Annotated in this window: 27 protein-coding genes; 10 read left to right on the top strand and 17 right to left on the bottom strand. The window is 57.8% G+C overall.

The features are described from left to right. Positions 1–18 precede the first annotated feature (18 nt). From ACYQ6M_RS12160 to ACYQ6M_RS12175, 4 genes are all read right to left on the bottom strand, one after another. Positions 19–732: a retropepsin-like aspartic protease family protein gene (locus ACYQ6M_RS12160; RefSeq protein WP_062488963.1), complete on the bottom strand. Its 714-nt coding sequence runs from the start codon at positions 730–732 to the stop codon at positions 19–21. After that, complete coding sequence (locus tag ACYQ6M_RS12165; RefSeq protein ID WP_081713301.1) at positions 729–920, bottom strand: DUF1289 domain-containing protein; 192 nt, start codon at positions 918–920, stop codon at positions 729–731. The genes ACYQ6M_RS12160 and ACYQ6M_RS12165 overlap by 4 nt, the downstream gene beginning before the upstream one ends. Positions 921–983: 63 nt before the next feature. Then, the gene (locus ACYQ6M_RS12170; protein WP_208992404.1) at positions 984–2,138 is read right to left on the bottom strand and encodes an alpha/beta hydrolase; all 1,155 of its coding nucleotides are present in this window, start codon (positions 2,136–2,138) and stop codon (positions 984–986) included. Positions 2,139–2,217: 79 nt separating this feature from the next. Next, on the bottom strand, positions 2,218–3,090 hold the full coding sequence (locus ACYQ6M_RS12175) for an adenosylcobinamide-GDP ribazoletransferase (protein WP_460074064.1): 873 nt from the start codon (positions 3,088–3,090) through the stop codon (positions 2,218–2,220). A 106-nt stretch (positions 3,091–3,196) separates the two neighbouring features. Between ACYQ6M_RS12175 and cobT the strand changes: the two genes are divergently transcribed. Beyond that, the gene (cobT, locus tag ACYQ6M_RS12180; RefSeq protein WP_077293057.1) at positions 3,197–4,222 is read left to right on the top strand and encodes a nicotinate-nucleotide--dimethylbenzimidazole phosphoribosyltransferase; all 1,026 of its coding nucleotides are present in this window, start codon (positions 3,197–3,199) and stop codon (positions 4,220–4,222) included. 43 nt (positions 4,223–4,265) lie between these two features. On the opposite strand, the gene ACYQ6M_RS12185 is transcribed toward cobT, so the two are convergent. Continuing rightward, a complete protein-coding gene (locus tag ACYQ6M_RS12185) occupies positions 4,266–5,822 on the bottom strand; it encodes a sensor histidine kinase (RefSeq protein ID WP_460074066.1) in 1,557 nt (518 codons plus the stop codon). 130 nt (positions 5,823–5,952) lie between these two features. Between ACYQ6M_RS12185 and ACYQ6M_RS12190 the strand changes: the two genes are divergently transcribed. Together ACYQ6M_RS12190 and ACYQ6M_RS12195 are read left to right on the top strand one after the other, a co-directional pair. Further along, positions 5,953–6,597, top strand: coding sequence for a uracil-DNA glycosylase family protein (locus ACYQ6M_RS12190; RefSeq protein WP_460074068.1), 645 nt, complete (start codon positions 5,953–5,955; stop codon positions 6,595–6,597). Between the two features lie 158 nt (positions 6,598–6,755). Then, entirely contained in the window at positions 6,756–7,247 is a 492-nt protein-coding gene (locus ACYQ6M_RS12195) for an Lrp/AsnC family transcriptional regulator (protein ID WP_031268819.1), read from the top strand. A 66-nt stretch (positions 7,248–7,313) separates the two neighbouring features. On the opposite strand, the gene ACYQ6M_RS12200 is transcribed toward ACYQ6M_RS12195, so the two are convergent. The 3 genes from ACYQ6M_RS12200 to ACYQ6M_RS12210 form a co-directional block, all read right to left on the bottom strand. Then, positions 7,314–7,724, bottom strand: a complete 411-nt coding sequence (locus ACYQ6M_RS12200) for a VOC family protein (protein WP_460074070.1) — start codon at positions 7,722–7,724, stop codon at positions 7,314–7,316. A gap of 66 nt (positions 7,725–7,790) precedes the next feature. Then, positions 7,791–8,654: a helix-turn-helix domain-containing protein gene (locus ACYQ6M_RS12205; RefSeq protein ID WP_055653846.1), complete on the bottom strand. Its 864-nt coding sequence runs from the start codon at positions 8,652–8,654 to the stop codon at positions 7,791–7,793. Positions 8,655–8,708: 54 nt separating this feature from the next. Then, positions 8,709–9,362, bottom strand: coding sequence for a TetR/AcrR family transcriptional regulator (locus tag ACYQ6M_RS12210; RefSeq protein WP_022999489.1), 654 nt, complete (start codon positions 9,360–9,362; stop codon positions 8,709–8,711). Positions 9,363–9,531: 169 nt separating this feature from the next. On the opposite strand from ACYQ6M_RS12210, the gene ACYQ6M_RS12215 reads away from it, so the two are divergent. From ACYQ6M_RS12215 to ACYQ6M_RS12230, 4 genes are all read left to right on the top strand, one after another. Next, complete coding sequence (locus ACYQ6M_RS12215; RefSeq protein ID WP_460074073.1) at positions 9,532–11,568, top strand: oxidoreductase; 2,037 nt, start codon at positions 9,532–9,534, stop codon at positions 11,566–11,568. A gap of 148 nt (positions 11,569–11,716) precedes the next feature. Further along, complete coding sequence (locus tag ACYQ6M_RS12220) at positions 11,717–12,952, top strand: aromatic ring-hydroxylating oxygenase subunit alpha (RefSeq protein ID WP_031268817.1); 1,236 nt, start codon at positions 11,717–11,719, stop codon at positions 12,950–12,952. A 4-nt stretch (positions 12,953–12,956) separates the two neighbouring features. After that, entirely contained in the window at positions 12,957–14,030 is a 1,074-nt protein-coding gene (locus ACYQ6M_RS12225; RefSeq protein ID WP_022999486.1) for an FAD-binding oxidoreductase, read from the top strand. 99 nt (positions 14,031–14,129) lie between these two features. Further along, on the top strand, positions 14,130–14,630 hold the full coding sequence (locus tag ACYQ6M_RS12230; protein ID WP_460074076.1) for a DUF302 domain-containing protein: 501 nt from the start codon (positions 14,130–14,132) through the stop codon (positions 14,628–14,630). A 35-nt stretch (positions 14,631–14,665) separates the two neighbouring features. Here ACYQ6M_RS12230 and ACYQ6M_RS12235 read toward each other — a convergent pair whose 3' ends face one another. The 3 genes from ACYQ6M_RS12235 to ACYQ6M_RS12245 all read right to left on the bottom strand — a co-directional run bounded on the left by ACYQ6M_RS12235 (position 14,666) and on the right by ACYQ6M_RS12245 (position 16,520). Further along, positions 14,666–15,376 (bottom strand): DNA alkylation repair protein, encoded by a 711-nt coding sequence (locus tag ACYQ6M_RS12235; RefSeq protein ID WP_460074078.1) that lies wholly within the window; start codon positions 15,374–15,376, stop codon positions 14,666–14,668. Between the two features lie 12 nt (positions 15,377–15,388). After that, positions 15,389–16,270 (bottom strand): NAD(P)-dependent oxidoreductase, encoded by an 882-nt coding sequence (locus ACYQ6M_RS12240; RefSeq protein ID WP_022999483.1) that lies wholly within the window; start codon positions 16,268–16,270, stop codon positions 15,389–15,391. A gap of 97 nt (positions 16,271–16,367) precedes the next feature. Then, on the bottom strand, positions 16,368–16,520 hold the full coding sequence (locus tag ACYQ6M_RS12245; protein ID WP_022999482.1) for a hypothetical protein: 153 nt from the start codon (positions 16,518–16,520) through the stop codon (positions 16,368–16,370). A 100-nt stretch (positions 16,521–16,620) separates the two neighbouring features. On the opposite strand from ACYQ6M_RS12245, the gene ACYQ6M_RS12250 reads away from it, so the two are divergent. Beyond that, positions 16,621–17,511, top strand: coding sequence for a LysR substrate-binding domain-containing protein (locus ACYQ6M_RS12250; RefSeq protein ID WP_460074080.1), 891 nt, complete (start codon positions 16,621–16,623; stop codon positions 17,509–17,511). Positions 17,512–17,523: 12 nt separating this feature from the next. Here the strand turns inward: ACYQ6M_RS12250 and ACYQ6M_RS12255 are convergent, their stop codons facing one another. The 5 genes from ACYQ6M_RS12255 to ACYQ6M_RS12275 all read right to left on the bottom strand — a co-directional run bounded on the left by ACYQ6M_RS12255 (position 17,524) and on the right by ACYQ6M_RS12275 (position 22,008). Further along, complete coding sequence (locus ACYQ6M_RS12255; RefSeq protein ID WP_460074082.1) at positions 17,524–18,690, bottom strand: trans-sulfuration enzyme family protein; 1,167 nt, start codon at positions 18,688–18,690, stop codon at positions 17,524–17,526. Positions 18,691–18,886: 196 nt separating this feature from the next. After that, the gene (locus ACYQ6M_RS12260; RefSeq protein WP_022999479.1) at positions 18,887–19,714 is read right to left on the bottom strand and encodes an ABC transporter permease; all 828 of its coding nucleotides are present in this window, start codon (positions 19,712–19,714) and stop codon (positions 18,887–18,889) included. Then, positions 19,711–20,424, bottom strand: a complete 714-nt coding sequence (locus tag ACYQ6M_RS12265; RefSeq protein ID WP_031268816.1) for an ABC transporter permease — start codon at positions 20,422–20,424, stop codon at positions 19,711–19,713. The genes ACYQ6M_RS12260 and ACYQ6M_RS12265 overlap by 4 nt, the downstream gene beginning before the upstream one ends. Before the next feature lie 129 nt (positions 20,425–20,553). Next, entirely contained in the window at positions 20,554–21,330 is a 777-nt protein-coding gene (locus ACYQ6M_RS12270) for an ABC transporter substrate-binding protein (RefSeq protein WP_031268815.1), read from the bottom strand. A 264-nt stretch (positions 21,331–21,594) separates the two neighbouring features. Beyond that, positions 21,595–22,008 carry a hypothetical protein gene (locus tag ACYQ6M_RS12275; RefSeq protein WP_460074085.1) on the bottom strand — a complete coding sequence of 138 codons (414 nt, stop codon included), beginning with the start codon at positions 22,006–22,008 and terminating at the stop codon, positions 21,595–21,597. Positions 22,009–22,194: 186 nt separating this feature from the next. Here ACYQ6M_RS12275 and ACYQ6M_RS12280 point away from each other — a divergent pair, with 186 nt between their 5' ends. Continuing rightward, positions 22,195–22,836 carry a glutathione S-transferase family protein gene (locus tag ACYQ6M_RS12280; RefSeq protein ID WP_460074087.1) on the top strand — a complete coding sequence of 214 codons (642 nt, stop codon included), beginning with the start codon at positions 22,195–22,197 and terminating at the stop codon, positions 22,834–22,836. Between the two features lie 118 nt (positions 22,837–22,954). Here ACYQ6M_RS12280 and ACYQ6M_RS12285 read toward each other — a convergent pair whose 3' ends face one another. Beyond that, complete coding sequence (locus ACYQ6M_RS12285) at positions 22,955–23,857, bottom strand: LysR family transcriptional regulator (RefSeq protein ID WP_460074089.1); 903 nt, start codon at positions 23,855–23,857, stop codon at positions 22,955–22,957. A gap of 177 nt (positions 23,858–24,034) precedes the next feature. Here ACYQ6M_RS12285 and ACYQ6M_RS12290 point away from each other — a divergent pair, with 177 nt between their 5' ends. Then, the gene (locus tag ACYQ6M_RS12290; RefSeq protein ID WP_075283816.1) at positions 24,035–25,030 is read left to right on the top strand and encodes an MBL fold metallo-hydrolase; all 996 of its coding nucleotides are present in this window, start codon (positions 24,035–24,037) and stop codon (positions 25,028–25,030) included. The last annotated feature ends 3 nt before the right edge of the window (positions 25,031–25,033 follow it).

Consider the following 25,033-nt stretch of genomic DNA (forward strand, 5'->3'; position numbering starts at 1 on the left):
GCGCAGTTCCCGATCCGCTCAAGGCGTCATGATCAGCTTGTCGCCTTCGATGCGCCAACTGCGCAGATGATCAAGTGCGGTCATGCCGAAAAGGCTGGAATCGAGCGTCCCCTGGCGCCCGACGAAACCGCGGATGTTGCGCAGCGTGTGATCGCCGATGGTGATCGTGTCGATCTTTACCGGCGCGACCAGTGCACGGCCGTTGGCGGTGGAAACCGGTACTGAAAATGTCAGGTCTTGCGGCCGGTAGCCGGCACGCAACGCGTCTTCATAGGTCAGGACAACGGCACTGGCACCTGTATCAAGCAGAAACTCTGCTCGAGCACCGTTGATGCGTCCATCCAGTACAAAATGCCCGCCAGCATCGCGGACAATCAGAATGGTGCCGTCGGGCTGGGTCACGGCAAGTCCGGGTGCCAGTGCCCCAAGAACGCGGTAACCCGCCTGAACCAGTTCCGCCTTGTAGACATAGCCGACAACGAGCAGGGCACAGAACCCACCCCAGAAAACCGTGCCATGCAGGATTTCGCGGGCTTTCGGCTGGCCGAACAGGAAACTGGCCAGAAAAACGAAGGCGAGTGCGGAAAGGGCAACAACCCGGGGGCCAGTGTCATCGAAGTTGACATTCGCCGGGTCGGTCGGGTCACCAAAAAACGCATAGAAAGCGGCAACTGCCATGACCAGCACCAGAATGACGACCATCAGGCCGCGGTAGTTTCTGGGATTGTTCATCCGCGCACTCCGGGCTCAGTGGTCGGCTGAGGTCGGTTCGCCAATTCTGCGAGGATCTGGTTGCGCTTGGCCTCACTGTAACTCGCCCAGGACGCGATTTCGTCAAGAGTGCGCAGACAGCCTGTGCAAAGGCCTGATTTGGCGTCGATCTGGCAGATGTTGATACAAGGTGACTTCATGAAGCGCATATGGCCGCAGATTGTGGCGTTGCCAAGACTGTATTGGGCGGAAAACAGCGAATAATGACCGGATCAATAGCCGCCTGACGCATAGGTGAACGGCGCGGTGATGACCTTGATCGGCAAGGTAACTGCTGCCTGTGCCGTCGTGCCCACAAAGGACCCCAGGTCATCGCCAAGATTGGCGCCACGGTTGTGGTCGGCACCGGACCCGAGTGCGGAGCTGCCGAGTGCCTTGCGCAAGTCAGGCTGCAGCTGTGCAAGCTGTGCAAATTTCGAATGGTTCGTGCTGTCCAGCGATTCAAGCTCGGTCACATCGATAACGACAGCACCGAGTTCCGCCAGTTCCTGATCGTTGGAGAAAGCCCCGACACGTTCCTTGCCGCCTGCGATGGTGCGCGAGATGCGCAGGGCCTTGTCGTCACGCGAAACGATAACGGTAAATGGTCGGGGCATCGGGCCAATTCGCTTGAGCTGGGTCTTGAAGAGGTCGATATCGATGTCGGGCGCCGCCAGAATGATGTCGTTGACATGCTTTGCGACAAGCCGGCGGTTTTCCGGTCGTGCCTGTACCGCGGTTTCCATCAACAGCCAATTGCCCATGGAGTGGGCGAGAATGGTGATGTTGTCGGCATTGGTCTTGGCAAGTTCCACAAGCGTTTCTTCAAGGGCTCCACGAGCAATCGCGGCGCTGTTGAGGTCGTAGACGTAATCCTGAAGCTTGCCGCGTGAGGCCCAGGTAAACAGAACCGGGACGCCCTGGAACTGACTGTCGTTGACAATCTGCGCGAACCGGTAAAGCCCTTCCGGAAAGCGCGTGTTGTAGCCGTGAATGAACAGCATTATGTCGCGTTCGCCACGCGGCAAACTGGCAAGCCTGGCGTTGACGGAACGCCGGAAGGCGGCCTTGTCGGCAATGTAGTCGGCCTTGCGAGCAACAAAGTCGGTCTTGGGGTTACCCGGCAGACTTTCGGGCCACTCGATCTGGCCCGGTTTGTGAGAAGGCGGTACCGAAATCGAGGCTTCCGCGTAATTGACCGCGGCTGAACGTTCACCGCTGAAATAGGTGTCGGGGCGGTCGTCCCGCTGGCGGGTGGTGACGATCAGGATATCATTTACCCTGGCACCAACGACCGGGTCTTCGTTGAGCGCGAGCGCTCCGACTTCCGGCCTTCCGGAACAGGCGGACAAGATGGCAAAAACGATCAACAGGGTTGCTGCGCGCAAACCTGTTGCTTCTCGTCTAACTGAATTGCCCGATACTGACATGTGAGCTATTCCCGCCACCAAGGCCTCTATCCGCTACTCACGGCACCATAAGCATCCCTGCAAGAAAGCCAAGACCAGTGAGTTGTTGAACTGCGCCTAAAACATCGCCAGTGGCTCCGCCAATCTTGGCCACGGCAAGCCGACCGGTCGCATGTGCCGCGACGATGGCGATGACAAGGGCCATCAGCAAGGCCGGCAGGGAGAGCAGGAAGAACGCAGGCAGCATCACGGGCGACGTCACAAGAAAAGCTTGTTGCACGGTTGACCGGGAAGGTTTTCCAAAGCGAGCGCCGAGCCCTTCAGGTCTTGCAGATGGCAGGCATTGCCACTGCCAGACAAGCAGCATCCGGCTGAGGGCTTCTCCCGCCAGAAAAAGCAGCGCCGCATCAGCCGGTCCGAATTTTTGCCAAAGCGCTGCAAGCAGGACGGCGCGCAGGAGTACCGAGATCATCAGGGCGAGAGCCCCAAAGGCTCCGATGCGGCTGTCCTTCATGATGTCGAGCCGTCTTTCGCGGGTTGCACCGCCGAAGAAGCCGTCGGCTACGTCGCTCAAGCCATCTTCGTGAAGCGCTCCGGTCGTTGCCGCAAGAACCGCGGTCAGGAGAACCGCAACGGCCAGAAGCGGCAGTTGGGTGAAACCGAGCGCAACACCGACGCCGGCCGCGGGCAGGGCAATGATTGCGCCTGCCAGAGGCGCTGCACGGGCGATCCGAACAAAGTCCGGAGGGGACATCGGGTCGTCTTCGGTGTTGACTGCAGGCAGCGACAGCCGGGAGAAGAATCGTACGCAAGCTGCAGTGTCCGCGGCGAGTGCCTTGCCCTCGTGCAGCCAGACCTGGTGTTGATCCCGGGTTTTCCTGGACCGCGTTTCAACCTGTGAATCAGGCTCTTGGTCGGTTTCAGAGCTCATCAGGCCGGTCCCGTGCTTGAGTTTTTACCGGGCGAAGTTATAGAACAGCGGCTAAGCGAGACCAAGTGGCCACTCGACGGCCGCGAACAACCGGAACCAAAAGAACATGTCCCTCTCCGAGACCGCGCTGCCCTTTGACGATATCCGCAATCTGGTGAAATCCATGCCGGGGCCGGACGAGGATGCGCTCGCGAAGGTGAAGGCCCGGGATGCGGAGTTGACCAAACCTGCCGGTTCGCTCGGAAGGCTTGAAGAAATTGCCGAATGGCTGGCTGCCTGGTCCGGCAAGGCACCGCCGAAGATCACGCGGCCGATGGTCGGCATCTTCGCGACCGCCCATGGGGTTGCGGATGAAGGCGTGTCCGCGTTTCCAAGTGCGGTCAACCGGCAGATGGTCGAGAACTTCGCGGCTGGCGGTGCTGCAATCAACCAGATCTGCCGCGCTTATGACATCGGCCTGAAGGTGTTCGACCTGGCGGTCGACATGCCGACCCCCAGCATCACGCGGGAAGACGCGATGGACGAAGCCAATTGCGCTGCGACCATGGCATACGGCATGGAAGCGCTTGCCGGCGGGATTGACCTGATCTGTCTTGGCGAAATGGGGATCGGCAACACCACAGTCGCTGCTGCGGTTATCAATGCGCTGTTCGGCGGCAAGGCTGAAGACTGGATCGGGCGCGGTACCGGCGTTGACGACGAGGGCCTTGCCCGCAAACGCGATGCTGTCGAAAAAGCAGTTGCTCGACTGAACGGCGAACGCGATCCGCTGGAAATCCTGCGTCGCATCGGTGGCCGCGAGATTGCAGCCATGACCGGCCTCATCATTGCCGCACGCCTGCAGCGCGTTCCGGTGATTGTCGATGGCTTTGTCACGACGGCTGCTGCTGCTGTTGTCTATGCGATGGACCCGGCCGGTCTCGACCACTGCCTCTTCGCCCATGTTTCGGCAGAGCAGGCCCATGCGAAGGTGCTCGAGCACATGGGCAAGGATGCGCTGCTCGATTTTGGCATGCGTCTGGGTGAAGGCTCCGGTGCTGCACTCGCTGCAGGTATTGCCAAGGCCGCCGCCGAAATGCACTCCGGCATGGCCACCTTCGCAGACGCTGGTGTGTCCGAAAAAGACGACTGAAGCTCTTTCTGAAATTGAAGCGGCCTGAAACCGCTGATGCGGCTCAGGCCGATCTTGCCTTGCCGGACGGTACGCCGCTGTCCTTGTCGTTCGGGTCCACCCAGATGACATCCGGCGAATAGTTCATGATCCTGGCTCTCGGCAGGGTGACGATCACCTCCGTGCCTTCGCCGGGCCTGGACTTCAGCGAGAACTTGCCATCGTGCATGTTGATCAGCGCCTGGACGATGGACAGGCCAAGACCGGTCCCCGGTTCTGCCGTCTTGATGGCATGAGACCCCTGACCGAAAGCTTCCAGTACGGTCGGAATTTCGTCTTCCGGAATACCGGGGCCCGTATCCTTTATCGAGACGTATTGTCCGCCATCTGACGTTGGTCCGACCTTGATCCAGACCTCACCGTTCACCGGTGTGAACTTCACGGCGTTGGACAGGAGGTTGAGCACCACCTGACGCAGGGCTCGCTCGTCCGCCCAAACGCGCGGCAAGTCCGGCTCGTGGGTGTGGTGAAGCGAAATCGTCTTGGCCTTTGCCCGAACCTTCATCATGGTCCCGCATTCCTCGACGATATCGTCCAGGAAGATCGGTTCCTCATGCAATTCGTGCCGACCGGCCTCGATGCGGGACAGGTCGAGAATTTCGTTGATCAGGTTGAGCAGGTGTTGTCCCGAGCCGTGAATGTCTTCGGCATAGGACTGGTAGTTCTTGTTGTGCATCTTGCCGAGCACTTCATCCTTCATGATTTCGGAAAATCCGAGGATGGCGTTGAGCGGTGTCCGCAGTTCATGGCTCATCGTGGCCAGGAAGCGGGACTTGGCAAGGTTGGCAGCCTCTGCGCGGCGGCGCGCTTCGTCCGACATCGCGTTCGCAGTTTCCAGCTCGGCGATCAGGTGATCCTTGTCGGCCCGGTATTCCAGCATCGTGTTGGCGTTCTTCAGAAGCTGGTTGCCCAGGATCAGGAAGAAGCCCTGCGCGCCGATCGCCATGGCGGCGAGCGTATAGTGGATCGGGTTCACCTGCTGCAGGAAGCTCGCGGTGACGATCAGTGTCATGGGCAAGGTGCTGGCAAGCAGGCATTTCGGCAGGGTGGCCGACTGCATCGTGTTCATGGCAACCACGATCAGCAGCGTCGCGAAATGAAAGATGACAAATCCGTCGCCGGATTCGCTGGTCTGGGGCAGCAGAAAGAAGCTGGCCCAGCTGCAGCCGTAGACGAAGTCACCAAAGGCGAACCTGCGCCGCCAGTAGATGCGGGCTTTCTGGTCGGACGGAGCCTTCTCGTAGGAATGGCTGGTGATCACCATCATGAAGTGGGTGCAAAGCGTCGCCGTAAACCAGGCGCCGATGAAGAGAGGGTTGATCCACAGAACGGAGATCGCGGCAACGATCAGGGCGAGAAGGGGGACCGCGTAGGCAGCGTTGATGCGGGTGTCGGCAAACAGATGCTGCCGTTCCAGATCGAAAGACGTGTACCAGTTTTCAGGCGTACCAAGGCGGCTGCGCACATCGTTGGCCGAGCGCGCCATCTCACGACGACGCTTGGCGCGCTGTTCGTTGATGGTGACTTTGTCGTCGCCGGTTTCTGACGCAACCGATGCCATTTGCTGCCCAAAGTTTTGATTTTGTTATCGCGCTGCCGCGTGTTTATTCAACCTGACTCACCATTCCTTAAGATCGTCCTCAAGATCGTGGTAAGGGAAGTGTTAACAGGCTGTGCCAAGGTGCAACTCATTGTCAGAAAAGACGAATTCGAAAACACTCGACAGACTCGCGGCTGACGTTCGGTCGTGCCGGATCTGCGTCGAGAACCCTGAAAAGTCGGCGTTACCGCATGAGCCCAGACCAGTTCTGCAAGTGTCTGGAACAGCAAGGCTTTGTGTCTGCGGACAAGCGCCAGGCACACGCGTTCACCAGAGCGGCAGACCGTTCACCGATCCCTCGGGTGACCGGTTGAGAAACTGGATGGGCATCGACGAGGATATTTTCTACGACGCCGGTAAACTGGCCATCGTGCCGATGGGGTTTTGTTTTCCTGGACTGGACGCAAAAGGGGGCGATCTGCCGCCGCGCACCGAATGCCGCAAGGCCTGGCATGACCGCTTGTTTGCCGCCATGCCGCAGATCGAACTGGTGCTGGTTATCGGCCAATACGCCCAAGCCTATCATCTCGGGTCAAACCGGCAGAAATCCCTTACCGAGACAGTGTCGAACTGGCGTCACCATTTCGCTCGGCAGATGGACGGCAAACCGGCGGTCCTGCCGTTGCCGCATCCTTCCTGGCGCAACAATGCGTGGCTGAGAAAGAACCCGTGGTTTGAAACCGAGCTGCTGCCAGTTCTTAGAGGTGAGGTTCAGCGCCTTACAATGGTGCCCTAATTGCTGGAATTCGAAAATAATTCTCATTTCGGTGAGAATTGACATTTTCATTGAAACTCAGTTACGAGTTTTTATCTTCAATGAAAATGATTTCCCAACATGTTGCGGTCTGCGCGGTCGGGAATCTCTGTTGCTCCTGGCCGGATCTTGAATTCATGATTGATCGTATCGACCGTCGCATCCTGTCCATTCTCCAGGAAGATTGTACCGTTCCGGTGGCTGAAATCGGCCGCAGGGTGGGGCTGTCGACCACGCCGTGCTGGCGGCGCATTCAGAAAATGGAAGAAGACGGGGTCATCACCGGCCGCGTCGCCTTGCTGGACCCGGCAAAGGTCAATGCGAAGGTAACGGCCTTCGTCGCCATTACCACGAGCCAGCACTCCGAAGACTGGCTGAAGAAATTCGCCGATGTCATCCGGGAGTTTCCCGAAGTGGTCGAATTCTACAGGATGGCAGGTCAGGTCGACTATCTGCTGCGTGTCGCCGTGCCGGACATCGAGGCCTATGACGCCTTTTACAAGAAGCTGATTTCCCGGATCGACATTTCGGATGTCTCGACCACCTTCGCCATGGAGCAGATCAAGAACACCACGGCCTTGCCGCTCAGCTATGTGGCACCGGAAAAGCCTAAACCCGACCGGGACAAGTGAACTGGCCGGCAACACGATCCGTTCCGGCCAGCGAACCCCTCAGGTTCATTCGGTCTTCTGGTTGGTTCACGTGGACGTTTTGGGCCAATAGGTGCCGATGCTCCAGATGTTTCCTTCCGGATCCTGGCAAATGAGTTCCCGGCTGCCGTAGTCCCGGTTCGTCAACCCCTCCAGGATTGTCGCCCCAGCCGCAGTGGCGCGGTCGAACAGTTTGTCGGCATTCTCCACCGCCAGGTAGATTGCCTTGCCGCAAGGGCCATCCGGATGCCCGATGATCTTTGCAAAAGCGTCGTCGCGGGCCTGACCGACCATGATCATGGCTGATCCGAAAGCCAGCTCTGCATGCACCACAGTGCCGTGGTCGTCCCGGTGCACTTCGTGTTCGACAAACCCGAATGAATCTGCGAGCCACTTGATCATGGCATTGGCATTGCCGAACCGGAAAACGGGATAAATTCTGCTTGCTTCATGAGACATGTCGTACCTCCTTTGATGAAGGAGGTGATAGCTCTTCGCGATTTTGCGGGATTGAAGTTTTGTTACCTACCAGGTGTTGGCAGTGCCATTCAGCAGCCGTGCGCGCCAGGCTTCCGGTGACTGACCGGAAAACTCGGAAAAGTCCCGAATGAGATGGGACTGATCTGCGTAACCACAATCGACCGCCAACCCGGCCCAGTCGATGTCGCAGCAGTTCTGTGCATGTTTGAGCACCTTGCCGAAGCGGATCACCCGGGCAACCGTCTTGGGTCGAAGGCCGATATCCTTCCGAAATTTTTGTGCCAGGTGCTTTCGGCTCCAGCCAATCTCCTTAGCCAAAGATGTGACTGAGACCTGGCCTCCTGTTTCAAGTAGCCGTCGCAACACATGGTCCGCCGGCGTTCGTTGGAGGGTGTCTTGCCGTAGGCGTTTGATGACGTAGGCAAGGGCATGATCAAGCCGCGCATTCCAGCTTGTCAGATCCTCGATCCGGCGGACAAATTCAGCCAGTTCCGGTTCCGCGACATCGGCAAACGGCAACATCTGGTCCGTCAGCAGGTCCATTGGGAATCGGAAAAAATGACGGGCACCGATCGGAGTAAAGTTGATCTGCAGGCATTTGGCACGGCCATTTGACTGAATGAAAACCGGAGAACTGCTGAGCCCGGCCAGAAAAGTGGGACGCTCGTTTTCAGCGGTTGGATGCTGACCGAGCGCGATTTCAAACGGATCGCCGAAACTCAGGATGAGCGGAATGGTCAGCGAGGCGGTTTCAACCTGCCTGTTCGTCTGCGGGTTTCGCTCTTCGTAGCCGATGATGTCGGTGAAAAGGCTGCGCAAGTCCGGCGGTGCTGTCCGGCGCCAGAAACCGGCATCAATGCCGGGGGGAACCGAGGAGGAGGGCGGTGAGGCATCTTGCGAGGTGGTCATGATCCTTCCTTGTCGGGGCAGGATAGGATCAACTCGGGTCGTGGTCACCCATAATCATTCAGTCTTACCGGGACCCAGCGGATGGCGCGCGCGAAATCTGGCGAATTCGGCATCGGATACGGTTTTCCCGGTAAAGATCTCGATGTAGTGGGGCATGCGCTGAAGCCTGGGGCCAAGCGGCTCGCTCGGCCGATCCTTGACGATGGAGATATAGCCGATCTGCGTCAGATACATGGTGTTGGCTCTCACGTCGGCCGAGGCGTGTTCATAGCCAAAACGTTCGAACATCGCCGTAAAAGCCTCGATCCGCACCCGGTCGGCTTCTTCCAGCATGGGCGTCAGGTCCGGATCCGCATGTGCCCAGTTGCGCATCGCAAATTCCAGCCGGGAATCGAACAGCTCCGGCAGTAGCCACAAATCGAAAAGGTTCAGGATCGCCTCGGTGATTGTCTCCGCGTAATCCTCGGTCCGTTTGACCAGATTGCCGGTGTTTTTCGTTTGCCACTGGGTGATCAAGGCATCGAGCAGGTCGTTCCGGTCTGAGAAATGGCCGTAGAAACTGGTCCGCGACAGACCGAGCCTGTCGGCCAGGGGCATCACCTTGACGGCATCAATGCCATGTTCAATCAGCGCCTGGTAGGCAGCTTCGATCCAGATTTCACGTGTGCCGCGCCAACCGGACGTTTTTTCGATCAATAGGTCGCTCATGTGCTTGCGATAACAAAGCACCGGCCTGCCGGCAATCAAAATTGACACTAATGTCGACAAAAGCGACACTTATGTCGCTTTTCAGACTTTCCAAAGATGATCGGTGGGACTTAATCTTTGCAAACCTGAGGAAATCCGTGACGCGGTGGAATGCCCGGAGAGGAAAGAGATGTCGAAAGATCCGTTGTTGCAGCCCTATCAGCTGAAACATTTGACGCTGAAAAACCGGATCATGATCACGTCGCACGAACCTGCCTATCCTGAGGATGGCATGCCGAAGGACCGGTATCGCGCCTATCACGAGGTTCGGGCAAAGGCCGGTGTCGCACTGACCATGACCGCCGGCTCCGCGGCCGTCTCTCGCAACTCGCCGCCCGTCTTCAACAATATCCTTGCCTACAAGGACGAAGTCGTGCCGTGGATCAAGCGGCTTACGGATGCCTGCCACGAACACGATTGTGCGGTGATGATCCAGCTGACCCATCTTGGTCGCCGAACACACTGGAACAAGGGGGACTGGTTACCTGCGGTTTCGTCCAGCCATGAACGTGAAGCAGCGCACCGGGCCTTTCCCAAGCAGGTCGAAGAGTGGGACATCGCCCGCATCATAGCGGACTATGCCGACGCGGCGGAACGCATGAAGGCCGGCGGGATGGATGGCATAGAGCTGCAGGCCTACGGTCACCTGATGGACCAGTTCTGGTCGCCGGTCACCAACACGCTGGATGGGCCGTACGGTGGTTCACTGGAAAACCGGATGCGCTTTTCACTCCAAGTCATCGAGGCGGTTCGGCAGAGGGTTGGTGACGACTTCATTCTGGGCATCCGTTTTACCGCGGACGAGGATTTGGACGGAGGCATCACGGAAGACGAAGGTCTTGAAATTGCCCGTCGCCTGAAGGCTACGGGACAGGTCGACTTCCTCAATGTCATTCGGGGCCACATCGACACTGATCCGGGGCTCACCGACGTGATTCCCGTTCAGGGCATGCGAAACGCCCCGCATCTGGATTTCGCCGGCCGCATCAAGAAGGAAGTCGGCATGCCGACCTTCCATGCAGCCAAGATCCCCGATGTCGCAACAGCGCGCCATGCGATCGCCGAAGGGCTTCTGGACATGGTCGGCATGACGCGGGCACATATGGCCGACCCTATGATGGTCAGGAAAATTGCCGAAAAGCGGGAAGGGGATATCCGCCCCTGTGTGGGAGCAACCTATTGTCTCGACCGCATCTATCAGGCTGGTGATGCACTTTGCATCCACAACCCGGCAACCGGTCGGGAATTGACCATGCCCCACGAGATCCCGGTCGCGGACACGAAAAAGAAGGTGGTCGTCGTTGGCGCAGGGCCCGCCGGCATGGAAGCGGCGCGCGTTGCAGGCGAACGGGGGCACGATGTGATCGTGTTCGAGGCAGCGCCACATGCCGGTGGTCAGGTCCGGCTGACAGCGCAATCCGAGCGCAGGCGTGAAATGATCTCCATAATCGACTGGCGAATGGACCAGTGCCTGGCGAAAGACGTGAAGTTCCGTTTCAACACTTTTGCAGAAGCAGAAGATATCACGGGAGAAAACCCGGATGTGGTGATCGTCGCAACAGGAGGCTTGCCGCATACGGAAGTCCTGAGCGAAGGCAATGATCTTGTTGTCTCTGCCTGGGATATCATTGCTGGCGACGTCAAACCGGGCAAACGTGTTCTCGTCTACGACGATGCCGGTGATCATCCCGCACTTCAGGCGGCCGAGATGATCGCAAAATCCGGCGCTCACGTGGAGATCATGACGCCGGACAGGTCCTTCGCCCCGGATGTCATGGCAATGAACCTGGTGCCTTACATGCGATCGCTGCAGGACAAGGACGTTCGCTTCACGGTCACCTACCGCCTGAAAGCCGCAAAGCGTTCCGGGAACTTGATCACCGCTGTCGTTGGAACAGACTATTCCAGCCACACGGAAGAGCGGGAATTCGACCAAATCGTCGTCAATCACGGTACAATACCGATGGACGAACTCTATTTCGAGCTGAAGCCGATGTCGAAAAACCTTGGTGCAGTTCAGCAGGAAGCGTTGATTTTTGGCCGCCCGCAGCCTCTCGAGGCCAACCTGGATGGCACATTCGCGCTTTTCCGCATCGGCGATGCGGTTGCGGCTCGCAACACCCATGCGGCAATCTATGATGCGTTACGTTTGGTCAAGGACATTTGACGTGATGCTGCACCGCACGCGGAAAATTTGGGCAGCGTCTTACATGGATAACCAAATGACGCTTTTGCGCTACGGCGGTGGGGTCGGGTGGGCCTAACGTTCCCGGCAAGGACAGGCCGGGAGACTCGGCCAAAGAGGATGTGTCACCATGTTCAGCGATGCGGAAATTCTATCACTTCTGATGGGCCGACGAGCCGGGTATTCTTTGCCCCAGGCCTTCTACACCGATGCCGACGTCTACCAGGCGGACCTGAAGAACATCTGGCAGAAGGAATGGATTTTCGCCATTCCGTCAGCCGAGCTGCCGAAGTCGGGAAATTACGTCACGCTTCAGATCGGTGATTACAACATCATCATCGTGCGTGGAGCCGACGGTGTCATTCGCTCATTCCACAATTCCTGCCGTCACCGCGGCAGCCGTATTTGTGCAGCATCCAAAGGTTCGGCGCCCAAGCTCGTCTGTCCGTACCACCAGTGGACCTACGAACTCGACGGCAAGCTTCTGTGGGCGCGCGAAATGGGGCCGGAGTTCAAGCCGGAAAACCATGGACTGAAGACCGTACACTGCGTGACCGTTTCAGGCATGGTGTTCATCTGCCTTGCTGCCGTTGCTCCCGACACCACGGAACTGGAAAAGCAGGCTGAACGCTATCTCGGCCCGCACGACCTTTCCAACCTCAAGGTTGCCCACCAGTCGACCATCGTCGAGCAGGGCAACTGGAAGCTTGTTCTGGAGAACAACCGCGAGTGCTATCACTGCTCCGGGTCGCATCCGTCGCTATGCCGGACATTCCCGGACGATCCCAACCTCGTCGGTGGTGACGATTCAACCTCTTCCAACGTCGGCAAGGCGCATGTGGAACGTTGCGAAGGCGCAGGGCTTCCGTCCAGGTTCCTGATTTCGCCGTCCGAGCAATGGCGTTTCGTGCGCATTCCGTTCCTGGGAGATGCGGTCAGCTACACCATGGATGGCAAGGCAGCCGTTTCCAAGCGTATCGGGTCCGTGCCCTTCGACAACGCGGGGTCTTGCCTGTTCTTCCATTATCCGAACACCTGGAACCACTTCCTGTCCGACCAGGTGCTGACATTCCGCGTTCTGCCGATCAGTCCCATGGAAACCGAGGTGACAACCACCTGGCTGGTGCACAAGGACGCTCAGGAAGGGGTCGACTACGACCTCAAGCGGCTGACGGAAGTCTGGGTCCACACCAACGATGAGGATCGTCAGATCGTTGAGGAAAACCAGATCGGGATCAAGTCGCCGGCCTATGAACCGGGGCCGTATTCTCCGGCTCAGGAAAGCGGCGTTATCCAGTTCGTCGACTGGTACGCCCGAACCCTGGAAAACGGTCTGATGGGCCGTTTCCGTGTCGCGGCGGAGTAGTACGATGATTCCGATGCCCGGACGCGATACGCCGGTCTGGTCCGACAGTGAAGTTCTGGAATGCGTGAGTGTTCTGCCCGAGGCGCCGGGGGTGAAAACCTTCACCTTCCGTCCGCCATCAGGCGCGACTTTCGTCTATCGGGCCGGCCAGTTCATCACGCTCGATCTCCCGGTGCCTGGCGGAAACGTTCAACGCACCTATACGATTTCCTCTTCGCCGGTGACCAACGCCTATATCTCCGTAACGGTAAAGGTCCAGCAGGACAGCGTCGGTACGAAATGGATGCTGGAGAACCTTGTTCCCGGCATGCAGATCAAGGCTTATGGACCGGCTGGGCTGTTCCATCTGCCGCGCAATCCGGACAACAAGTACCTGTTCATTTCAGCCGGCTCCGGCGTTACGCCCATGATGTCGATGGCGACGACGCTCTTCGAGCGCGGTGAGGATCCGGACATTTGTTTCATCCAGTGCGCAACGCGGCCTGTTGATCTGATCTTCCGCAAGCGGCTTGAGTACATGGCGAGCCGCGTCAACGGTTTGCAACTGCACTTCGTCGTCACGAAGAGCGATCCTTACGAGGTCTGGACCGGTTACCGCGGGCACTTCAACCAGCTGATGCTGGGCCTGATGTGCAACGACTATCTGGAGCGCGAAGTCTATTGCTGCGGCCCCGAAGGCTTCATGGAATCCGTGCGCGAGATTTTGAACTCGCTCGGTTTCAACATGGAAAACTATTTCCAGGAAAGCTTCCAGGCGCCCGCAGAAACCAAGGCTGAACTGACAGAGTTCGATGATGTCGTACCTCAGGACGACGTGCAGGCCCAGATCGTCTTTGCCAACTCCAAGGTGTCTTCCTGGTGTTCGGAAACCGACACGGTTCTGGCCGTTGCAAAGGATGCAGGGCTCAATATCCCGTCGGGCTGTACGTTCGGTGTGTGTGGCACCTGCAAGGTGAAGAAACTTTCCGGTGAAGTTCACATGGTCCACTCCGGCGGCATCAGCGATGAAGATATCGAGGCCGGTTTCATTCTGGCGTGTTGCTCCAATCCGATCGGTACAGTCGAGGTCGATATCTAAGCCGGAGATAGTCGAGGAAATATTCAAAATTTGCGATGTATCAATGGCGCGGGCATGAAGAGCGGAGTATTCTGGTCTTCATGCTCGGGAGGACGTCGCATGTTTGAAAGTTTCAGGAAGCCGTTTCGGATCGCAATTGCTTTTGTGGGCCTCGGAGTTTGCGGCACCGGAGCCGCCAGCGCCCAGTCAATTCCGGAAGGCGTTACCGCCTACCAGGTTTCAGCGGCCTTTGATGATGTGCGTTTCGATCTTGAAAATGCCATCGTCAATCATGGCCTGGTCATCGATTACGTCTCGCACATAGGCGACATGCTGGATCGCACATCACAAGATGTCGGTGGTCAGAAGCAGATCTTCGTCAAGGCGCAGGCCATGTTGTTCTGCTCGGCCAATCTCTCGCGCAAGGTGATGGAGGCTGACGCTGCGAACATCGCCTATTGCCCCTATTCGGTATTCGTCTACGAAACTCCGGACCAGCCTGGCACCGTAACGGTCGGATATCGTCACCTCGGCGAAACAGGCTCTGAGGAATCCAAGGCGGCTATCGGCGAAGTGAATGCCTTGCTGGATGCTATTGCCAAGGAAGCTGCAGGTCAGTAAGTGGTCGTCCGTAACTGATCGACAGCAACATTTGACTAGATGTCTGCAGCCTTGTTGAGGCGGTTCAGAACCTTCTCGGACGAAAGCTCCCGGGCAGCCGCATTGCCGACCTTGCGGGCTGTCCGGTTTTCGGATGCTGCCAGGTCTTCGGCAATCGCGAGAGCGGCACCATGCAGAGGCAAGGAGCGTTTGCCGATTTGGCGGAGGGCCCAGTGCACCGCTTTCCAGACAAAGTTTCGCTCGTCCGTGGCAGCAGCGCGGATCAAGGGAAAGTAGTCCAGAAACTCGGTTTCGGGCGCTGTCTTGGCGTGGACGGTGCGCCAGGCGATCAGTGCAAAGGCGGCCCGCCGGACAAATTCGCGTTCGTCTGCGGCAAGTGCCGGAACCAGTTCATTTGAACCGGCACGCCGGGCAAGAACATTCATGAGCTGATCGCACAGATCCCAGGAATTGATGTCGTTCAGCCATTGAAGGGCAAGCTCGGGTGCCAGGTGCCTGGGTGGGGTCAGAAGGATTGCCAAGAGCCGCGCTTCGTGAAAGCCGCTGGCCCAGAGTTCCTGTGCAAGGTCCGGGGACGGGCCTATGGATCTGGCCAACGGACGCAGCACAGAGAGTGGAACGCCGAAGGCCCGATCTGTTTCGATGCCGAACCGCGCCATTCCAGCACGGTTCGGCTCTGTTCCCGCTTCACGCAGATCGTTCAATACGTTTTCAAGCGTGAAGGTCGTGTCCGGGACCTGGGGCATATGGGTGCCCGTTTATGACTTGTCGGCGTTTTCCAGGCGGGCAATCAGGCTGGACGTATCCCAACGTTTGCCACCCATGGCCTGAACTTCGGCATAGAACTGATCGACCAGCGCCGTAACAGGCAGGCGGGCACCGGTATCATTTGCGGTCTTCAGGCAGATGCCGAGGTCCTTGCGCATCCAGTCGACCGCAAAGCCATAGTCGAACTTGCCGGCATTCATGGTCTCCCACCGGTTTTCCATCTGCCAGGATTGGGCAGCCCCGCCCTTGATTGCGGAGATGACCTTTGCGACGTCGAGATCCGCTTTCTTGGCAAAGTGGATGGCTTCGGAAAGGCCCTGCACCAGGCCGGCAATGCAGATCTGGTTGACCATCTTGGTCAATTGCCCTGCGCCGCTTTCTCCCATCAGACCGACGAATTTTGCGAAGCATTCGATGACCGGCTTGGCCTTGTCGAAAGCATCCTGATCTCCGCCGCACATTACTGTCAGGACGCCGTTTTCGGCACCTGCCTGGCCACCGGAAACCGGAGCATCGATGAAGCCGCAGCCCTTGTCCTTGGCCGCTGCATAAAGTTCACGGGCAACTTCGGCAGACGCGGTGGTGTTGTCGACAAAAATCGCGCCTTCCTTTAATCCATGAAAGGCACCATCTTCGCCGGTCGTGACGGAGCGCAGATCATCGTCGTTTCCGACGCAGGAAAAGACGAAGTCGCAACCTTCAGCTGCTTCCTTCGGGGTCTTGGCGAAGTTGCCGCCATATTCGGCAGCCCATTTCTCGGCCTTAGCAGTCGTGCGGTTATAGACCGTGACGTCGTGCCCACCCTTGGTTTTCAGGTATCCGGCCATCGGATATCCCATGACGCCCAGACCGATAAATGCAACCTTTGCCATGACGACGCTCCCTTCGCATGCGAAGGCCCGGTACGAGCCGGGCCTTTAATTGAACTGGTTCATCATGGTTTTAGGCCATTTGCCTCGTGCTGTCAGCTTAGATCCAATAGGGCCCGCGCTGCCAGAGCCGCAAATGACGTTCCCGCTTCGCCGACTGGGCGTCCAGGTGCCGCTGGGTGCGCGGATCCGGACGGGTGTTGCTGGAGAACCGGGTTGCTTCCAGGAAGCTACGTGCGTAAATATCAAACATATGCTTACATCCTCTCGCTGCGTTGTGTGAGAGTAATGTGGCTGTTTTCGGCTGCTAACGCCAGTCAGGAAGATTTTCAAAATGTAAGGTGAAATTACATATGGATTGGCGATCTCTCCCATCCCTGAACAGTCTGAGAACCTTTACTGCCGTTGCCGAGACCTGCAGTCTCTCGGCCGCGGGAAGAGAATTGAACGTCACTCACGCGGCCGTCAGTCAACAGGTCAAGGCTCTGGAGCAGTTTCTGGGGTTGAAACTGATTGTCCGTGAGGGCAGGGGCATTGCATTGACCCCTGAAGGCAAGCAGCTCTTTGAAGGTCTGAGCGAAGGCTTTGAAATCATCAGGGAGACAGTCGATGACTTGACGCGGGAAGATCTGGTCCGTCCGCTCAACATCACCATGACGCCGTCCTTTGCCATAAGTTGGCTGATGCCGCGGATCAGCGATTTCCGGCACAAGCATCCCGACATCGAACTGATGCTCAATCCGACGGCCGAAGTGGTTGAACTCAGACCTGGCGGCGTCGACCTGGCGATCCGTTTCGGCAAGGGCAACTGGACAGGGCATGAATCGGAACTGTTCATCCCGACGAATTTTGCGGTGATCGGTGCCAATTGCCTGATCGGAGACAAGAAGATCGAAAGCCCTGAAGATCTTCTGGAGTTTCCCTGGTTGCAGGAATACGGCACCAACGAATTGACCATCTGGCTGGAGCGCCAGGGCGTCGTGCCCAAGGGCAAGCTCAACATCACCCATTTGCCAGGCTATATGGTGCTGGAAGGGTTGCGGCGGGGCGATGGTATTTCGGCCACCGCCAAGACCTTTGTCGAGCCTGAAATCGAGGCGGGTAACCTCAGGGTCCTATTTGAAGACGGCGTTTATCCGGGGACGGGATACCATCTGGTGACCCGCCCCGGTGTCAACCGTCCACCACTCAAGGCCTTCATGAGCTGGCTCAGGGCTATGCGCGCCGAACAGCTCGCCGATTAGCCTGGGCAGACGTCAGATTGCAGTGAGGGCCTGCTCCATGTCCGCAATCAGGTCGTCGCAATGCTCGATGCCGATGGACAGCCGCAACAGGTTCTCCGGAATGCCGGAGCCTTCGCCCTCGATGGTGAAACGATGCTCGACAAGACTCTCGGTGCCGCCGAGGGAGGTTGCTCGCTGGAACAGGTCAAGCGCACCGGTGACATTCAGGGCGGCCGTTTTGTCGCCCTTGACCTGTATGGACATGAGCGAGCCAAAACCGCCGATCATCTGGCTTTTTGCAAGTTCGTGATGAGGGTGGCTCTTGACGCCGGGATAAAGCACGGCTTCCACTTTCGGGTGTTTTTCGAAGTGTTCCGCGAAAACCTGTGCCGATCTGTTCATGCGCTCCACACGCAAGGCAAGTGTCCTGAGGCCCCGGAGCAAAAGCCAGGTTTCGAACGAACCGAGCACGGCGCCGGCCAACTTGCGTTCCTCGGTCAGAAACGCCCAGGCTTCGCTGCCCGCGTAGTCGGTTGTGACGACGCCACCCAGAAGGTCTGAATGACCGTTGAGGGCCTTGGTCGCCGAATGCATCACCAGATCCGCTCCGAGCGACAGAGGCTTGAGGATCAGTGGTGTTGCGGCGGTCGCATCGACGGCAAGCAGGGCGTCCGCCTGTTTGCACTGGTTGGCGATGTTCTTGATGTCGGCGACCTTCAAGAACGGATTGCTGGGCACTTCAAGCCAGACAAGGTCCGGGCGAGTGACGGCTATCTCGTCCTGGAAGGACTGAAGGTCGCTTGCATCAGCTTCTACGAGGGCAATATTATTGCGTGCACACATCTTGCGCAGGAACAACGTGGTCCCCCAGTAAATGCCGGACTGGGCAAGCAGTGTGCCGCCTGGCTTGACGATGCGGGCGACGGCGGCGACAGCAGCCATGCCGGATGCAAACAGCCGGCTGTCTTCTCCCCCTTCAAGAGCGGCGATCAGTTTTTCGGTCTTCTTGAAAAGCGCATTGTCGTCACGGCTGTAGATATGACCCGGGTTGACCAGCTCATAGGTTTCGTCACGCACGAATGTGGTAGCAGTCTGTATCGGCGGCACGATGGCGCCTGTTGCCGCATCAAAACCGCCACCACCATGGGCCAGCAGGCTGTCGAGGTGTAGGCCATGGGCAATGGAGGGCGTTTTCGGCATGGGAGAGCTCCGTGAATGGGGGTCCCTTCGGGTTATCGCCGTCCGCTTCGATAATCAAATGAAATCAATCCATTTGGGAGAGCGGTGCCGACTTGCCTCCAAAGGCATATCGAGAAGGCGAACGCGGGACAGGTAACAGAAAAAGGGCCGGAACTTGGAAAATCCGGCCCAATTAATTCGAACGCTGAAAGTCTGCTCAGCGTATCAGGTGCCGCGTCAGGCGTGCTTCGATTTTGTCCCACAGGCGGCGCAGCATCTCTACCAGGAACAGATAGATCACCGCTGCCCAGATGTAGGCCTGGAAATCATACGATCTCGAGTAGGCCCGTCTGGTTTCTCCAAACAGATCGAACACCGTCACGATTGCCGCAATGGCGGAACCCTTGAGCATGAGAATGATCTCGTTGCCATAGGGCCGCAGGGCAACGATCAGTGCCTGCGGCAGGATGATCTTGAAGAAGGTAATCTGCTTGTTGAGGCCGAGAGCAGCAGCCCCTTCCCACTGACCTCTGGGCACGTTTTGAATGGCACCGCGCAGGATCTCGGCCTGATACGCGGAGGTGTTCAGTGAAAACGCGAAGATCACGCAGAACCAGGCTTCCCGGAAAAGACCCCACAGGCCGACTGCCTCCAGCTGTGCCTGAAAGGTGCCTGCGCCATAGTAGACGAGGAAGGTCTGTGCCAGCAGCGGTGTGCCGCGGAAGAAATAGACGAAGCAATAGGCAGGCTTCGATAAAAGCCACCATTTCGACGCCCGTGCAGCTGCGATGGGCACGCTCAGCACCGCACCTATCAGCAACGACAGGCCGACGATCTGAAGGGTAACCAGAAAACCGCTGAGGTACTCGGGCCAATACTTCAGCACGAAAGGACTGGCGACGTTTATCGCCAGATAGTAGAGCAGCCAGGCACCGGAGACGATCCAGAGCGCCATGAGGACATGGCCGAGAATTCGCGTCTTGGTCCAGCCCCGGGGCGGTGCGGGCGGCCGTTTCAGGCCTGTGGCGGGGTTTGCGGAGATCATCGTGCCGTATCTCCGCGTTTGCTCCAGCGCTCGATACGCACGAGACCGGTGGACGATATCATTGCCAGGACAAGGTAGATCAGGCAGGCGATGCCAAAGAACATGAAGGGTTCCTTGGTCACCCTTGCGGCGATCCCGGACTGGCGCATGACGTCAGACAAGCCGACCACCGAAACGAGCGAGGTGTCCTTGAGAAGGACGAGCCAGCTGTTTCCAAGTGCGGGCAGTGCGAGCCGGATCAATTGCGGCAGTACCACCAGTCGAAGGGTTTTGCCTTTCGACAGTCCAAGCGCATATCCGCCTTCGTATTGTCCCTGCGGGATCCCGCGAAAGGCGGAAAGAAACGCTTCGGAAGCGTAGGAAGAAAAGACGAAGGACAGTGCGATGACACCGGCGACAAACGAATTGACTTCAAAATAGAAGTCGAAACCGGCCATCTTCAGCAAGACCTGTATCGCGATCTGTAGGCCGAAGTAGACCAGGAACAAGGTCAGCAGTTCCGGCAAGCCCCGGAAAAGAGTGGTGTAGATATTGGCCGCCAGGCGCAAGCTGGGTTCCGATGACTTTTTCGCAAGCGCAATCAGAAATCCCAGAAACAATCCGAACGGCAAAGTCACTATTGCCAGGCAGACGGTTACAACCACGCCCCAGGCAATTTCGTCTCCCCAACCCTCTGGTCCGAAGGAGAGTAGCGTCAAAGCTTCATTCATAAGCCGGCGCTTCTTTCTGTTTGTCGTTGTTATTCCGGCCGCCCCTCCGGCCGTACTGCGGGATTTTTCCCTGCAGGTGGTGCAGCGCACTGGGCGCGCTGCACCGGAATGCGATCAACTGGAGGCCAATCAGCCGCCGTAAACGTCGAACGTGAAGTACTTGTCGTTGATTTCCTTGTACTTGCCGTTCGCCAGGATGCCTTCGATGGCCTTGTTGAACATTTCCTTCAACTCGCCGTCGTCCTTGCGGATGGCAATGCCGGCGCCTTCACCGTTGATCACCGGATCCGGCGTCAGGGTGCCCAGCAGCTTGCAGCAGGCACCGTCATCGGTCGCCAGCCAATCGGACAGAACCACAACGTCGTCAATGACGGCATCGACACGGCCGCTGGCAACGTCGAGCTTGTATTCATCCGGCGTCGGATAAAGCTTCAGGTCTGCGGACGGCAGCTTTTCTTCGGCATAGTTGGAGTGGGTGGTGGAGGACTGTGCACCAAGTGCGACACCCTTGAGGTCTTCATCCGACGTACCGGTCAGAGCGGAATCCTTCGGCACGGCAATTGCCGGCGGGGTGTTGTAGTACTTGTTGGTGAAGTCGACCTTTTCCTTGCGCTCTTCGGTGATCGACATGGAAGCGATCACGGCGTCGAACTTGCCAGCCTGCAGGGCGGGGATCATGCCGTCCCAGTCCTGGGTAACAAATTCGCACTCGACTTTCATTTCTTCGCAGAGTGCCTTGGCAATATCGATGTCGAAACCTATCAGCTGGCCGTCTGCGGTCAGGGAGTTGAACGGAGGATAAGCGCCTTCGGTGCCGATACGCACCTTTGACCAGTCTTTCGCCTCAGCGCCACTCACGGCAGCCAGTACTGCTACTGCGGCCGCAGCCATACGCAATACACGCATATTTTGTTCCCCTAATATCTTCTTCGCGGCGCAAGCGGGTTCGTCCCGCCTTCTTGCCCGAGCGCTCTATTCCATACACTTCGGTTCAAATTTCAAGCATGCCTACGAAAAAAACACAGCGTGATTTCGCCGAATTTTCAATTTTTCCGGCATGTCGTTGGGGAAGCGTCAAGTCATTGTGGAAACCTGACTGTTCCCTGAGGCCTTTTCTTCGTGCTGTAGAAGCATGCCACCCTGAACCAAATGTCGGCCGAAGGGCAGAAATCAGGCTTTTGAGTCGGCTGTTGCCTCTGCTGCTTCAGCTTCCCGGGAAGCGTCGTGAACGTCGAGAACGGATTGCAGGGTAATCACCGGGCGGGAAAGCGCATCCCCTGCATCTGCCCCACGATAGGGGGTCGGCGAAACAACCGGCTGCTTTGTCAATTCGGCGATCTTTTCTTCGTGAACAGCCCTGTTTCTGGGGGAAAGGTTGTCCAGACCGAGTTCGGTCAGCCCGTGATCTTCAAGATACTTGTGCCGAATTCGCTCTTCTTCAGGCAGTTCACGCCACTTTGCATATTGTTCCGCAAGAATGCTGCGGAATTGCAGAAACCGGCTTTCGGTTTCGCTTGGCTGCTTTTGGGGCGCCTTGGCGGATTGCGGTGACACGGAAGGCGTGGGCGGCAGAGCAGATGTCATCAGATCCTCTTTCTGGCTGCAGGCATTGTCAAATATGCAAGCAAAAATTGTGCCGAGAGGGGATATTAAAAACCCTGATGAATCTCATGAACTTATTGAATTTGAAGCTGGAAGCCGAACTTCCTAGGAAAAGACTACCCGGTGACACATGGTTATTTCTGCCGGGTTTCGGAAAAGGGCCCAGCAATGTCGGACTACGAACTTTTCATCGGAAACAAGAACTACTCTTCCTGGTCTTTCAGGCCGTGGATCGCTCTCAGGCACAAGGATATTCCATTCCGGGAGACCCTGGTTCCTTTCGATTTCGAGAATGGAAATCCGGAATTCGCGGCATTTTCACCAAGCAGAAAAGTACCGGTTCTCAAGGATGGTACCCTGACGGTGTGGGACAGCCTGGCGATCCTGGAATATGTCGCCGACTGCTTTCCGGACAAAGGCCTGTGGCCAAAGGACAAGGCCAAACGCGCCTGGGCACGGTCCATCTCGGCGGAGATGCATTCCGGTTTTACCGCTCTTCGCAGTGAATGTTCCATGAACATGCAGCGCCCGGTAGCGGCAAAAGCCGTCAGCGACGCGGTTAAGGGGGAGGTCAACCGCATCGTGACCGTCTGGAAAGAATGCCTGGCATCATCAGGCGGTCCTTTCCTGTTTGGCGATTTCACGATTGCCGACGCCATGTATGCACCCGTCGTCAGCCGTTTCGAGACCTTCCAGCTATCCAACGACCCTGTGGTGAGCAAATACAGCGAAGCCATGAAGGCAACCGAGGCCTGGAAAGTCTGGGAAGAGGCCGCACTCAAGGAGACCTGGGTCGTCGATACCGAGTGAGGTTCCTGTCAGCCCGGCGCCAGCCGCCGGGCGGCCATCAGGCCGTAACCGCGTTGCTGGCCAAGGCAGTGTCCTCATGTTGCTGAAAATCACTACTGCCTGAAGCAGACTTGCCGGCTTACTGGAATGCGCCTTCGTCTTCGAAAAAGCTGTAAAGGCTGTCGACAAACCGGCGCACTTTCAGCGGAATGAACCGATTGGAAGGATAGACCGCATGGACCGGGTGCGGCGGGTATTGCCATTGTGGCAGCACCACTTCCAGGTCTCCCGTTCGCAGGTACGGCTCGATAAGCCAGCGATTGGAGAGCGCAATTCCGAGACCGGCGAGTGCGGCACGGCGCAGGGTCGAAGAGTTGTTGACCAGCATTGTCGGCGTGATCTTGATAGACAGCTTTTCACCGATCGGACTGATGAACGGAACCCGGTTCCCGGTCGCGATGTTCTTGTAAAGCAAGTAATCGTGATCGGGCAGCTCGTCGGGATGGACAGGGCGTCCACGTTTATCCAGATAGTCTGGTGATGCCACCAGGCAGCGCTGAGCAAGCCCGAGCCTTCGAACAATCAGCCGGTCATCCTCGATCTCGCCCATGCGGATTGCCACATCGAGCCGTTGCTGGATGACATCGACAAACTGGTCGGACAACGACACATCCAGCAAGATGCCGGGGTGATCCTTCTTGAAGCGGATCAGGAAGTCCGAAAGGATGGTTTCCGCGAAACCAAGAGGCAGCCCCACCGATAGTGGGCCGGACATCTGGGCCTCCTCGCTCTGAACCGAGCGGTCGGCCTCATCGAGGCGCTCCAGAATATCCCTTGCATAGGCATAATAGCGTTCCCCGGCTTCCGTCAGGCTGAGTTGACGTGTGGTCCGGTTCAGCAGTCTGATGCCCAGATCGTCTTCAAGCGCCCGAACCTGCTGGCTGACCGCAGGTTGGGAGATGCCGAGAAGTTTTGCAGCTGCTGAGAAGCTGCCGAGATTGACAGCCTGCACAAAGCCGGAAAGGGAGGAAAGCTTGTCCATGGCGGCCCCAGTTGGAGAGCGAGTGAGGAGCGACCTCATACATAAGCACGGGTTATGAGTAATATAAGATATTGGCCGCTTTAAAAACAAAGCCAATGAAACACTTTTAGGACTGCCGGACCGATCCAACGGTTCGAGCGTCAAAGTTTTCCATCAGGTCGAGCCGGGAGGCCAATTATGACCACTTCACAGATTTCCGTTTCCAGACGTTCGCTGCTCGGTGCGGCTGCCGGGGCAGGGGCGCTTGCCGCTGCCGGTGGTGTCACTTTTCTGTCCGCACCCGCAGAGGCCGCTGTCGATCAGGCCGGAAAGCCGATGGCAGGTGCACTCCGCTACAAGGTCGGCGATCTTGAAATCACCGCCTTGCTCGACGGGTATCTCGATGTCACGCCGGAACTGGTGATCGGCTACGACGCATCAGAAGGGCAGCGCCTGAGAGATGCAGCCATGGTTGAAGGTGAGGCGTTGCGTATTCCCGTCAATGCCTACCTCGTCAACACCGGTGACCGGCTGATCCTTGTCGATGCCGGCACTGCGGATGCTCTGGGCCCGACCATGGGGCGTCTGCCGGATGCCTTGGCAGCCGCAGGTGTATCGCCCGATCAGGTGGACGCGCTGTTGATCACCCACATGCATCCGGACCACCTCTTCGGCGTGATCGATGGTGACGGCAACAAGGTGTTCAAGAATGCGGAACTGATCCTCCCGGAGGTGGACAAGGCCTTCTGGTTCGATGATGCAGCAATGAACGGCGCTCCCGAGCAGTTCAAACCCTTCTTCCTCGGTGCACGCAAGGCTGCCGATGCCTACAAGGACAGCCAGACCCTGATTTCCGGCGACAAGGAAATCCTGTCCGGCATCCGGCCGATGGCTCTTCCGGGGCACACGCCTGGGCATACCGGCTATCTGTTCGACAGCAACGGCGAAACCCTCGTGATTGCGGGCGATATCGTCCATATGGCCGTCTATCAGTTCAACCGGCCGGACTGGGGTATCGGGTTCGACATTGATCCCGGGCAGGCAGTGTCGACACGCAAGACATTCCTGGACCAGGCCGCCGCCGACAAGTTGTTCTTTGCAGGCGCGCATATTCCGTTTCCCGGTATGGGCCGTGTTGCAAAGGACGGCGAGGGTTATCGCTTCGTCCCGGCCAACTGGCCCTACGCCTACTAACGA

This window comes from Roseibium sp. ROS1, from assembly GCF_054658215.1.

Excerpts from the sequence above, each read along its gene's own strand:
- ACYQ6M_RS12160 (WP_062488963.1), bottom strand. The coding sequence starts at position 732 with ATGAACAATCCCAGAAACTACCGCGGCCTGATGGTCGTCATTCTGGTG.
- ACYQ6M_RS12165 (WP_081713301.1), bottom strand. The coding sequence starts at position 920 with ATGCGCTTCATGAAGTCACCTTGTATCAACATCTGCCAGATCGACGCC.
- ACYQ6M_RS12175 (WP_460074064.1), bottom strand. The coding sequence starts at position 3,090 with ATGAGCTCTGAAACCGACCAAGAGCCTGATTCACAGGTTGAAACGCGG.
- cobT (WP_077293057.1), top strand. The coding sequence starts at position 3,197 with ATGTCCCTCTCCGAGACCGCGCTGCCCTTTGACGATATCCGCAATCTG.
- ACYQ6M_RS12185 (WP_460074066.1), bottom strand. The coding sequence starts at position 5,822 with ATGGCATCGGTTGCGTCAGAAACCGGCGACGACAAAGTCACCATCAAC.
- ACYQ6M_RS12200 (WP_460074070.1), bottom strand. The coding sequence starts at position 7,724 with ATGTCTCATGAAGCAAGCAGAATTTATCCCGTTTTCCGGTTCGGCAAT.
- ACYQ6M_RS12205 (WP_055653846.1), bottom strand. The coding sequence starts at position 8,654 with ATGACCACCTCGCAAGATGCCTCACCGCCCTCCTCCTCGGTTCCCCCC.
- ACYQ6M_RS12210 (WP_022999489.1), bottom strand. The coding sequence starts at position 9,362 with ATGAGCGACCTATTGATCGAAAAAACGTCCGGTTGGCGCGGCACACGT.
- ACYQ6M_RS12215 (WP_460074073.1), top strand. The coding sequence starts at position 9,532 with ATGTCGAAAGATCCGTTGTTGCAGCCCTATCAGCTGAAACATTTGACG.
- ACYQ6M_RS12220 (WP_031268817.1), top strand. The coding sequence starts at position 11,717 with ATGTTCAGCGATGCGGAAATTCTATCACTTCTGATGGGCCGACGAGCC.
- ACYQ6M_RS12225 (WP_022999486.1), top strand. The coding sequence starts at position 12,957 with ATGATTCCGATGCCCGGACGCGATACGCCGGTCTGGTCCGACAGTGAA.
- ACYQ6M_RS12230 (WP_460074076.1), top strand. The coding sequence starts at position 14,130 with ATGTTTGAAAGTTTCAGGAAGCCGTTTCGGATCGCAATTGCTTTTGTG.
- ACYQ6M_RS12235 (WP_460074078.1), bottom strand. The coding sequence starts at position 15,376 with ATGCCCCAGGTCCCGGACACGACCTTCACGCTTGAAAACGTATTGAAC.
- ACYQ6M_RS12240 (WP_022999483.1), bottom strand. The coding sequence starts at position 16,270 with ATGGCAAAGGTTGCATTTATCGGTCTGGGCGTCATGGGATATCCGATG.
- ACYQ6M_RS12245 (WP_022999482.1), bottom strand. The coding sequence starts at position 16,520 with ATGTTTGATATTTACGCACGTAGCTTCCTGGAAGCAACCCGGTTCTCC.
- ACYQ6M_RS12250 (WP_460074080.1), top strand. The coding sequence starts at position 16,621 with ATGGATTGGCGATCTCTCCCATCCCTGAACAGTCTGAGAACCTTTACT.
- ACYQ6M_RS12255 (WP_460074082.1), bottom strand. The coding sequence starts at position 18,690 with ATGCCGAAAACGCCCTCCATTGCCCATGGCCTACACCTCGACAGCCTG.
- ACYQ6M_RS12260 (WP_022999479.1), bottom strand. The coding sequence starts at position 19,714 with ATGATCTCCGCAAACCCCGCCACAGGCCTGAAACGGCCGCCCGCACCG.
- ACYQ6M_RS12265 (WP_031268816.1), bottom strand. The coding sequence starts at position 20,424 with ATGAATGAAGCTTTGACGCTACTCTCCTTCGGACCAGAGGGTTGGGGA.
- ACYQ6M_RS12270 (WP_031268815.1), bottom strand. The coding sequence starts at position 21,330 with ATGCGTGTATTGCGTATGGCTGCGGCCGCAGTAGCAGTACTGGCTGCC.
- ACYQ6M_RS12275 (WP_460074085.1), bottom strand. The coding sequence starts at position 22,008 with ATGACATCTGCTCTGCCGCCCACGCCTTCCGTGTCACCGCAATCCGCC.
- ACYQ6M_RS12280 (WP_460074087.1), top strand. The coding sequence starts at position 22,195 with ATGTCGGACTACGAACTTTTCATCGGAAACAAGAACTACTCTTCCTGG.
- ACYQ6M_RS12285 (WP_460074089.1), bottom strand. The coding sequence starts at position 23,857 with ATGGACAAGCTTTCCTCCCTTTCCGGCTTTGTGCAGGCTGTCAATCTC.
- ACYQ6M_RS12290 (WP_075283816.1), top strand. The coding sequence starts at position 24,035 with ATGACCACTTCACAGATTTCCGTTTCCAGACGTTCGCTGCTCGGTGCG.